At 66.3% G+C, this 9,526-nt stretch carries 9 protein-coding genes; 8 read left to right on the forward strand and 1 reads right to left on the reverse strand.

Annotated elements, in window-relative coordinates; all coding sequences use genetic code 11:
* Nucleotide 1 precedes the first annotated feature (1 nt).
* Nucleotides 2-1,165, reverse strand: a complete 1,164-nt coding sequence (locus BLT16_RS00150; RefSeq protein ID WP_089656417.1) for a fumarylacetoacetate hydrolase family protein — start codon at nt 1,163-1,165, stop codon at nt 2-4.
* 167 nt (nt 1,166-1,332) lie between these two features.
* On the opposite strand from BLT16_RS00150, the gene BLT16_RS00155 reads away from it, so the two are divergent.
* From BLT16_RS00155 to nanR, 8 genes are all read left to right on the forward strand, one after another.
* On the forward strand, nt 1,333-2,097 hold the full coding sequence (locus BLT16_RS00155; protein ID WP_089656418.1) for an SDR family NAD(P)-dependent oxidoreductase: 765 nt from the start codon (nt 1,333-1,335) through the stop codon (nt 2,095-2,097).
* Nucleotides 2,094-3,116, forward strand: a complete 1,023-nt coding sequence (pdxA, locus tag BLT16_RS00160) for a 4-hydroxythreonine-4-phosphate dehydrogenase PdxA (RefSeq protein ID WP_245701368.1) — start codon at nt 2,094-2,096, stop codon at nt 3,114-3,116. Before BLT16_RS00155 ends, pdxA begins: the two co-directional genes overlap by 4 nt.
* Nucleotides 3,113-4,303, forward strand: a complete 1,191-nt coding sequence (locus BLT16_RS00165; protein WP_089656419.1) for a four-carbon acid sugar kinase family protein — start codon at nt 3,113-3,115, stop codon at nt 4,301-4,303. The genes pdxA and BLT16_RS00165 overlap by 4 nt, the downstream gene beginning before the upstream one ends.
* Before the next feature lie 106 nt (nt 4,304-4,409).
* Nucleotides 4,410-5,411 (forward strand): sialic acid TRAP transporter substrate-binding protein SiaP, encoded by a 1,002-nt coding sequence (locus tag BLT16_RS00170; RefSeq protein WP_089656420.1) that lies wholly within the window; start codon nt 4,410-4,412, stop codon nt 5,409-5,411.
* Nucleotides 5,412-5,469: 58 nt separating this feature from the next.
* A complete protein-coding gene (locus BLT16_RS00175) occupies nt 5,470-6,006 on the forward strand; it encodes a TRAP transporter small permease (protein ID WP_089656421.1) in 537 nt (178 codons plus the stop codon).
* Nucleotides 6,007-6,018: 12 nt separating this feature from the next.
* The gene (locus BLT16_RS00180) at nt 6,019-7,398 is read left to right on the forward strand and encodes a TRAP transporter large permease (protein ID WP_089656422.1); all 1,380 of its coding nucleotides are present in this window, start codon (nt 6,019-6,021) and stop codon (nt 7,396-7,398) included.
* Between the two features lie 31 nt (nt 7,399-7,429).
* Complete coding sequence (locus tag BLT16_RS00185) at nt 7,430-8,503, forward strand: Ldh family oxidoreductase (protein ID WP_089656423.1); 1,074 nt, start codon at nt 7,430-7,432, stop codon at nt 8,501-8,503.
* Between the two features lie 94 nt (nt 8,504-8,597).
* Nucleotides 8,598-9,326: a transcriptional regulator NanR gene (gene nanR / locus BLT16_RS00190; protein ID WP_089656424.1), complete on the forward strand. Its 729-nt coding sequence runs from the start codon at nt 8,598-8,600 to the stop codon at nt 9,324-9,326.
* Nucleotides 9,327-9,526 lie beyond the last annotated feature (200 nt).

The following is a 9,526-nucleotide window of genomic DNA, read 5'->3' on the forward strand; positions in this document are numbered from 1 at the left end:
CTTACCGCTGGCCGAGATCGCGCATCAGTTGGCGAATGCCGTAGGTCCAGGGCGGCAGCTGGTCGCTGCGACCGACCCGGTTGACCAGGGCCCCCAGTGCCGGGGTGGCAATGGTCACCGTGTCGCCCAGGTGGTGGGTAAAGCCCTGACCCTGGCCGTCGCGATCCTGGATCGGCGAGAACATGGTGCCGAGGTAGAGCATGACGCCATCCGGGTACTGGTGGTGGGCGCCGATGGTCTGGCGTACCAGGTCGAGGGGGTCGCGACTGATCTCGGCCATGTCGCTCTCGCCCTCGAGCAGGAAGTCGTCGTCTTGCCCTTCGATACGCAGCGAGACCTTGGCGCGGCGTACGTCGTCGATGCCGAAGCCGTCGTCGAACACGCGAATGAACGGGCCGATGGCGCTGGAGGCGTTGTTGTCCTTGGCCTTGCCCAGCAGCAGGGCGCTGCGGCCTTCGACGTCGCGCAGGTTGACGTCGTTGCCGAGCGTCGCCCCCTTGACCTCGCCGCGGCTATCCACCGCCAGCACGATCTCCGGCTCCGGATTGTTCCACTGCGAAGAGGGGTGCAGGCCCACATGGGTGCCGAAGCCCACCGACGACAGCGGCGGAGCCTTGGAGAACACCTCGGCGTCGGGGCCGATGCCGACCTCCATGTACTGCGACCAGCCGCCGCGGCTCTGCAGCTCACGCTTTAGCGACATGGCCTCGTCGGAGCCCGGCACGATGCGCGACAGGTCGCTGCCGATCAGCGCCTGCAGCTCGCTGCGCAGGGTGTTGGCACGTCCCGGATCGCCGCCGGCCTGCTCCTCGATGACGCGCTCCAGCAGGCTTACCGCGAAGGTCACCCCGCACGCCTTCACCGCCTGCACGTCGCAGGGGGCCAGCAGGTAGGGGGCGCGCTGGGGCTCGGCCAGCGAGTTGTCGAGCAGGGTCTGGACCTTGCCCAGCGACTCACCCTCGGCGCTGCGCAGTGCCTCGACCAGATCGTCGCGCTCGAGCAGATCGGCCATGGTCGGCCCCAGGTGGCTGATGTCGATCACCTCACCCTGACGCACGGTGATCAGCACCGGACGCGGGCGCGGCGAATCGTGCCAGGCGCGTCCGACCAGCAGCGCGCGGTCGAGGTCGTGGGGGAGAAGGTCGGGTGTTGTTTGCGTGCTCATTATGCCTCCCGTAGCGGCGAGCTGGTGACTGGCCTAGTATTGCCTATCATGTTATTGATGTCGTCTTGTATGAAAGGTATGCCAAGACTATAACAGCGAAATGTACCGGATATCGATAGGGCGTAGCGCATCATCTGGCATGATCGCAAGGCCCCGGGAGTAATGCCATGTTCGAGGAGTGGAAAGGAAAGCGCGTACTGATCACCGGCGCCAGCCGCGGGATCGGCGCGGCGGTGGCCCTGCAGCTGGGCACGCTCGGCGCGCGGGTCGGGGTGCACTACCACGCCAGCGGGGAAGGAGCCGAACAGGTCGCCGACGCGATCCGTGCGGCGGGCGGCGACGCGGTGACCCTCAAAGGTGACCTCAGCCGCAGCGCAGAGGCACGGCGGGTCGTCGATGAGGCCGCCGACCAGTTGGGCGGGCTCGATGTGCTGATCAACAACGCCGGGGACATGCTGGGCCGGGCGGCGCTCGAGGAGATCGACGACGACCGCTATGAGCAGGTCATGGATCTCAACGTGCGCTCGCTGGTGATGGCTTCCCAGGCGGCGCTGCCGCACCTGCGCCGCGCGGGTGGCGGCACCATCATCCATACCACGTCAATTGCTGCGCGCAACGGCGGTGGTCCCGGTGCCGGACTCTACGCCTCGGCCAAGGGCTTCGTCAGCACCTTGACCCGCAACATGGCCAAGGAGCTGGCCGCCGACGGTATCCGCGTCAACGCCGTCGCACCCGGCACCATCGCCACCGATTTTCACGCCCGCCACTCCAACGACGCGCACATGGCGGCGGCCCGGGCGAGTATCCCCATGGGGCGACTGGGAACCGCCGACGAGTGCGTGGGTGCCTACCTGTTCCTCGCCAGCGAGGCGCTGAGCGGCTATGTCACCGGTCAGGTCATCGAAGTCAACGGAGGGCAATTAATGCCATGAGTGAATCCCAGACAGCGGGTGCTGCAGCGCCCCCGTTCGCCACCGCCATCACCATGGGCGATCCGGCCGGCATCGGCCCCGAGATCATCTGCCGGGCGGTGGCCGCCATGTCCGAGGATACCCGTCGCCAGACCCTGCTGGTCGGCGATCCGGCGATCTTTCGACGCGCCGCCGAGATGATCGATGCAGGCGTTGCGCTGGTGCCCTGGGCGCCGGGGCAGCCGCTCCCCGATGATGGCGTGGCGGTTGCCGCCGTCGAGGCGCCGCCGGGCGTCGAGATCCCCGATGGCCAGATCAGTGCCGCCGCCGGCGACATGGCGTTTCGCTGCGTCGAGCGTGCCGTGCAGCTGGTGCAGGCGCGCCACGCCGGGGTAATCGTCACCGCGCCGCTCAACAAGGGTGCGCTGCACGCTGCCGGCCACGACTACGATGGCCATACCGGCATGCTGGCGTCACTTACCGGCGCGCCGTCGTCGTTCATGCTGTTGGCCTCGGAGACGCTCTCCACCCTGCATGTGTCGACCCATGTGTCGCTGCGCGGCGCGATTGACCGGGTGACCCCCGAACGCATCATCGCCACCGTCGAGGCGGGGCAGGCGCATCTCAAGGCGCTGGGTCTGGCCCAGCCGCGCATCGCCGTGGCCGGGCTCAATCCGCACTGCGGCGAGGGCGGCATCTTCGGCGACGAGGACGAGCGCTGCATCGCCCCGGCGGTGAAAGCGCTGCGCGAGCGCGGCGTCGAGGTGAGCGGGCCGATCTCCGCCGATACGGTGTTCTATCGCGCCAGTCGCGGCGAGTTCGACCTGGTGGTGGCGCAGTACCACGACCAGGGCCATATCCCGGTCAAGCTGATCGCCTTCGATACCACCGTCAACGTCAGCCTGGGCCTGCCGATCCAGCGCACCTCGGTGGATCACGGTACGGCCTTCGACATCGCCTGGCAGGGGCGTGCCGACGCCACCAACCTGGGCTCGGCGCTGGCCTATGCCCATCGCCTGGTGGCCGGGGGCATGACGTGACGCGCTGCCGGGTGGCGATCATCGCCGATGATCTCACCGGCGCGCTGGATGCCTGTGCGCCCTTTGCCGCCCGCGGCGCCGATACCCGGGTAGTGGTATCGCCGGATCGTCTGCGCCAGCAGGTGGCCGAGTGGCATGATGCGCCGCCCGAGGTGGTGGCGGTCAACGTCGAATCGCGGCATCTGTCGGCGCAGGACGCCGCCGCGCGGGTGAGTGCCGCCTTCGAGGCGCTGCGTGCGCTGGCGCCCGGGCTATGGTTCAAGAAGGTCGATTCCACCCTGCGCGGTCAGGTGATCGCCGAGTGCAAGGCGCTCCGGGAGGCCCTGGGACTGCCACTGCTGCTGGCGCCGGCGGTGCCCGCCCAGCGCCGCGCAGTCCGTGCCGCCGAGGTATGGGTCGAGGGCGTACGCCTGGCCGATAGCGACTATCATCACGACGCCCGCTCGGCACCGCTGCAGGGGCCGATCGACAAGGCGTTCGCCTTGGCGGGCATGCCGCTGGCGCGGGTCATGCCGCAGCCAGGGCTGGTGCTGGCGCACCACGACGCGATCGTCGACGCCAGCAGCGAGGGCGAGCTCGCCATGCTCTACGATGGCGTACTGCGCACGCAGCAAGGGTTTTGCCTGGCCGGGGCGGCGGGGCTGTCCGCGGTCGTTGCCCAGCGGCTGTTCGGGCGTCTGTCGGGGCGACAGCCGAACATGTCGCTGGCCCTGCCGCGGCTGTACGTGGTGGGCTCGCGGGCACAGCGCAGTCAGCAGCAGTGCCAGCAGCTGATGCGCGCCGCGCCCAACCTGGCAGTACTGACCCCGGGGCAGACGCGCGACGCCGCGTCGCTGCCACAGCAGCTGCTGTTGCGACCTCAACCCGGAAACCAGGACGATGCAGGGCAGGTGGCCCGCGCCCTGGCAGACAGCGCCGCCGACTGGCTCGAGGCGCATCCGACGGGGCTGCTGTTCGCCACCGGCGGTGACACGGCGCTGGCCATTCTGGTGCGACTCGGGGTGCGCTACCTGAAGGTCTCGGCGGAGTGGTCCCCCGGCGTGGTACTGAGCCTGGGCGACGGCGATCCCGTGCGTCCGGTGATCACCAAGGCCGGCGGCTTCGGTGAGCCATCGCTGCTGGCCGAGTTGCACGCCAGCAGTGGGGCAGGCGACGCCCTTGCCGGGCACTACACCGTTAGTCGATAGCGACTTGCAAGGCGTCCAGTGAACGGCTAGGTTTCGTCTTGGGTGGTATGATACGTATACAGCACAACACTAACGCTATCCGAAGATAACGACAGGAGTACGCACAATGCATAACAACACTCACCGCCATCACTCGCTCGCCCGCTGGTTTTCCGTGTCGCTGCTGGCGGCCGGGGTTGGCCTGGCCAGTTCCGCCTATGCCCAGGAAAACCTGCGTTTCGCCCACGTCTACGAGACCTCCGAGCCCTTCCACCAGTGGGCCGAGTGGGCCGCCGACGAGATCGAGGAGCGCACCGATGGCCGCTACAGCATCAGCGTACACCCCGCTTCGTCGCTGGGCAGCGAAGAGGACATCAATGAAGGCCTGACGCTGGGCACCGTGGACATGATCTACACCGGCAGCCAGTTCGCCGGCCACTCCTACGGGCCGATCGGCATTGCCGGGGCGCCCTACATGTTCCGCGACTTCGATCACTGGCAGGCCTACGCCGAGAGCGACCTGTTCCAGGAGATCGCCGCCGGCTACCAGGATGCCACCGGCAACGTGCCGATCGCCCTGAACTACTATGGCGAGCGCCACGTCACCTCCAACAACCCGGTCAACGTGCCCGAGGACATGGAAAATCTGCGTATTCGCGTGCCCGGCGCACCGCTGTACATGATGTTCCCGCGGGCCGCCGGCGCCAACCCGACGCCGATTGCCTTCGACGAAGTGTATCTGGCGCTGCAGCAGGGCGTGGTGGATGCCCAGGAGAACCCGCTGCCGGCGATCCGTGCCATGGCCTTCCATGAAGTCCAGGACTACATCAACCTCACCGGCCACGTCACCGACTCGCTGATTACCATCATTAGCGGCACTCGCTGGAACCAGCTCTCCGAGGAGGACCAGGAGATCTTCCGCGAGGTGCTGATGGAAGCGGCCGAGAACAACACCGCCGACATCCTCCAGGCCGAGGCGGAGCTCGCCGAGTGGTTCGAGGAGCAGGGCACCACCGTCAATGAAGTGGACCGCACGCCGTTCCGCGAGATCACCGTGCCGTACCACCTCGGCGACGACGCCAACTGGGACGAGGAACTCTACGAGCGCCTGCAGGCCATCGGCCAGTAAGCGGGTTTCGACTGAGGCGCCCGCTGCCTAGAGGGCAGCGGGCCCTAGGAGGAGTGTCATGTCGAAAGACAGCGAGGGCCTCGACGATGCCGTCGACCCCATGATCGACTTCGAGTCGGCGTTCGAAGATGACAAGTTCCGGTTCAGCGACTATGCGATCGAGGACTATTTCACCCTGGTCATCTTCTGGGCGCTGATCTTCGTCGTCGCACTGCAGTTCTTCACCCGCTATGTGCTCGGCGACTCGACCACCTGGACCGAAGAGATCGCCCGCTATCTGCTGATCGGCGTTGGCTTCGTGGGTAGTGCCATGGCGGTGCGCAAGGGTACCCATATCATGGTGGAATTCTTCTACCGCTACATGCCCAACTGGCTAGGCAAGCTGGTGGCCGGCGTCGCCGAAGCCGTGAGCGTGGGCTTCTACTTCGCCATGGCCTGGGTCACCTACAAGCTCGCCGACCGCACCGGCAGCATGATGATTTCGGTCGACCTGCCCAAGAGCATCATCTATTTCACCGTCTTTGCCGCCTTCGTGGTGATGGCGTTCCGCGGTATTCAGAGAATCGTCCTGCGCATGCGCGCGGCACGTCAGTAAGGGTGCTTCCAGATGTCTCGACTTTCCATGCTGCGCTGGCGAGCGCCGATCGTCACACCGCTGCTCTCGGGCCTTGCGGTGCTCGGCTGTGTGGTGCTGGCAGTGACCGGCTACCATCTGTCGTTCCTGTTCTTCGCGCTATTCACCATGCTGGTGCTCGGCGTTCCCATTGCCATTAGCCTGGCTGGCGCCTGCCTGCTGTTCGTGGTGATCTCCGGCCAGGTGCCGGATATCGTGGTCGCCCACCGCATGATCAACGGCATCGACAGCTTTCCGCTGCTGGCGATCCCGTTCTTCATCTTCGCCGGCAGCCTGATGAACAACGCCGGCATCACCGAACGCATCTTCAACTTTGCCAAGGCGCTGATGGGCTGGATGCGTGGCGGTCTCGGTCACGTCAACGTGGGTGCCAGTATCGTGTTCTCGGGCATGTCCGGCGCCGCGGTGGCGGATGCCGGTGGGCTCGGCACCATCGAGATCAAAGCCATGAAGGATGCCGGCTACGACGAAGAGTTTGCGGTCGGCATCACGGCTGCCTCCTCGACCATCGGCCCGATCATCCCGCCCAGCCTGCCGATGGTGATCTACGGCGTGATGGCCTCGGCCTCGGTGGGCCAGCTGTTCGCCGCCGGCCTGATTCCCGGGCTGCTGATGGGCGCCATGCTGATGGGGATGATCTTCATTATCTCGCGCCGTCGCGGCTATACCGCCGACACCCGCTTCTCGGTTGGCGTGCTGGGCCATACCTTCGGTCGCGCGGTGCTGTCGCTGATGACACCGGTGATCATCGTCGGCGGCATCATTACCGGCGTTTTCACGCCCACCGAATCGGCGGTGGCGGCAGTGGCCTATGCGCTGTTTCTGGGTCTGGTGGTCTATCGCACCCTCAACTGGCGCAAGTTGCTCAAGGTCAGCATGGAGACCATCGAGACCACCGCGATCATCCTGTTCATCGTCGCCTCGGCGTCGATCTTCGCCTGGATCCTGTCCAGCAACCAGGTCACCCAGCATCTGGTAGCGGTACTCGGCCCGTTTGCCGACAGCAAGATCGCCGTGCTGCTGTTCTCCAACGTGGTGCTGATCATCATCGGCTGCTTCATGGAGACCATCGCCGCGATCACCATCCTGGTACCGGTGCTGCTGCCGATGGCCATGGCGGTGGGGGTCGACCCGGTGCACTTCGGCGTGATCATGGTACTCAACCTGATGATCGGGTTGCTGACGCCGCCGGTGGGCATGGTGCTCTACGTACTGTCGCGGGTCTCCAACGTCAGCTTCGAGCGCTGCATGCGTGGCACCATTCCGTTCCTGATCCCGCTGGTGCTGTGCCTGCTGCTGGTGACCTTCATTCCGGCCATCTCGATGTGGCTGCCGACCCTGATCTATCGCTGATCGACGCACACAGAGGAGGGTGAGAGAGCCCATGAGCGATGCCTATACCGCCATTCGCGTGGCACGCCACGATCTGGAGCGCTTCATGGACGAGGCGCTGGCCCGCCGCGGGGCCGATGCCGCCAGCCGCGAGGCGGTGATCCGGGCGTTGGTCACCGCCTCGCGCTGGGGTACCGATAGTCACGGTCTGCGCCTGCTGCCGCACTACCTGGAGGCACTTGCCGGTGGGCGGATCAACCCTAGCCCGGCGCCGGCATTTACCCGGCGCCTGCCGGCCACCGGCCATCTGGATGCCGACCACGCCATTGGCCATTTGGCCGGCTATACCGCCATGGCGCATGCGGTGGAGATGGCGCGGGACGTGGGCATGGGCGCGGTGGCGGTGGCCAACTCGTCGCACTACGGCGCTGCCGGTTGCTATGCGCTGGCGGCGGCAGAGCAGGGCATGCTGGGGCTGACGGTAAGCAACTCCGATCCCTTCGTGCTGCTGCATCAGAGCGAAGGGGCCTTCCACGGCACCAACCCCATTGCCTTCGCCGCGCCGGTGGCGGGGGGGCAGCCCTATGTGTTCGATATGGCCACCAGCTCGATTCCCTGGAATCGGGTCCAGCAATACGCTGCCATCGGCCGCCAGCTGCCCGATCAGGTGGCGGCCACCGCCGCCGGTGAGGTGACGCGCACGCCGCAGGAGGTGAGTGCGCTGCTGCCGCTGGGCGGCAGCGAGTTCGGCTTCAAGGGCGCTGCCCTTGGCGGTTTCGCCGAGATCCTCAGCTCGACGCTATCGGGGATGCTCCACGGGTTTCGGCTGTTGCCGATGGCCGGTGACGACATGGCCACGCCGCGAGGCGTCAGCCACTTCTTCCTGGCCATCAACCCGGCAGGCTTCGTCGACGCCGAGCAGTTCCAGCAGCGACTCGGCGCATACCTGGCGGATCTGCGTGCCCAGCCTGCGGTGGCGGGCGCCGAGGTGCTGGCACCGGGGGATCGCGAATGGCGCTGCATGGCTGAGCGCGACGCCGAGGGTATCCCGCTCGACCGTGCCAATCGTGATACCTATGCTAGCCTCGCCGAACAGCTTGATATCAGTCCACTGACGGCGCTATAGAGCGCTGTCGACAAAGGGATAATGCAGTAACATAGGCAGCGTGTCGGCGTCGCAGCCCGTGGCGGGCGCCTGAGTAGAGTCGAGAGGGTCCCTGATGAGCAAGTACCGCGTAGAGCGCAAGACGCTGTCCGAGCAGGTCGCCGAACAACTCGAGGCCGAGATCCTCGAGGGGCGGCTGAGCGAGAACGACCAACTGCCCTCCGAGCGCGAGCTGATGGAGCAGTTCGGCGTCGGCCGCCCGGCGGTGCGCGAGGCGCTGTTTCATCTGCAGCAGCTGGGGCTTATCGCCATCAACAGCGGCACCCGAGCGCGGGTCATCCGGCCCACCGCTGAGGCGGTGATGGCGCGACTCTCCGGGGTGACCCGCCAGCTGCTCTCCAAGCCCGATGGGCAGCAATACTTTCAGGAAGCGCGGGCCATGTTCGAGATCTCGCTGGCCCGCTACGCCGCCCAGCACGCCAGCGATGACGACCTCGCCCGGCTGCGTGCCGCCCTCGATGACAATCGCGAGGCGGTGGGTAACGAAGCGCGCTTCAAGCGCTCCGACAACGCCTTCCACGGTGTGCTGGCCAATATCGCCCGCAACCCGATCTTCGACGCCATCCACGAATCGCTCTCCGAGTGGCTCGACGATCGCCGCGCCCAGGTGCTGCAGCAGAAGGATGAAGACAAGGCCGCCATGGCCGCGCACATCGAGATCGTCGAGGCCATTGAATCGCGTAATCCTGACGCCGCCGAAGCGGCCATGCGCCGCCATCTGGACCGCCACTACGGCACCTACATGCAGCTCAAGAAGCGGCTTACCGACAGCGACGCCAGTTGAGGCCAACCCCATCGCGAATGAATTCGCTACTACATTAGCCTTGGCGCCACTCCCTCTGTAGGAGCGGTTTCAACCGCGATGCAGCACGCAGCGCTGCTAGGGTAGGCCAACCCCATCGCGAATGAATTTGCTCCTACATTAGCCTCGGCGCCGTTCCCTCTGTAGGAGCGGTTACAACCGCGATGCAGCCGCAGCGCTGC

The sequence above is a fragment of the Franzmannia pantelleriensis genome (assembly GCF_900102875.1).
GTDB classification, from domain to species: Bacteria; Pseudomonadota; Gammaproteobacteria; order Pseudomonadales; family Halomonadaceae; genus Franzmannia; species Franzmannia pantelleriensis.

Coding starts and splice junctions, on each gene's coding strand:
- BLT16_RS00170 (WP_089656420.1), top strand. CDS start 4,410: ATGCATAACAACACTCACCGCCATCACTCGCTCGCCCGCTGGTTTTCC.
- BLT16_RS00150 (WP_089656417.1), bottom strand. CDS start 1,165: ATGAGCACGCAAACAACACCCGACCTTCTCCCCCACGACCTCGACCGC.
- BLT16_RS00155 (WP_089656418.1), top strand. CDS start 1,333: ATGTTCGAGGAGTGGAAAGGAAAGCGCGTACTGATCACCGGCGCCAGC.
- nanR (WP_089656424.1), top strand. CDS start 8,598: ATGAGCAAGTACCGCGTAGAGCGCAAGACGCTGTCCGAGCAGGTCGCC.
- BLT16_RS00185 (WP_089656423.1), top strand. CDS start 7,430: ATGAGCGATGCCTATACCGCCATTCGCGTGGCACGCCACGATCTGGAG.
- BLT16_RS00175 (WP_089656421.1), top strand. CDS start 5,470: ATGTCGAAAGACAGCGAGGGCCTCGACGATGCCGTCGACCCCATGATC.
- pdxA (WP_245701368.1), top strand. CDS start 2,094: ATGAGTGAATCCCAGACAGCGGGTGCTGCAGCGCCCCCGTTCGCCACC.
- BLT16_RS00180 (WP_089656422.1), top strand. CDS start 6,019: ATGTCTCGACTTTCCATGCTGCGCTGGCGAGCGCCGATCGTCACACCG.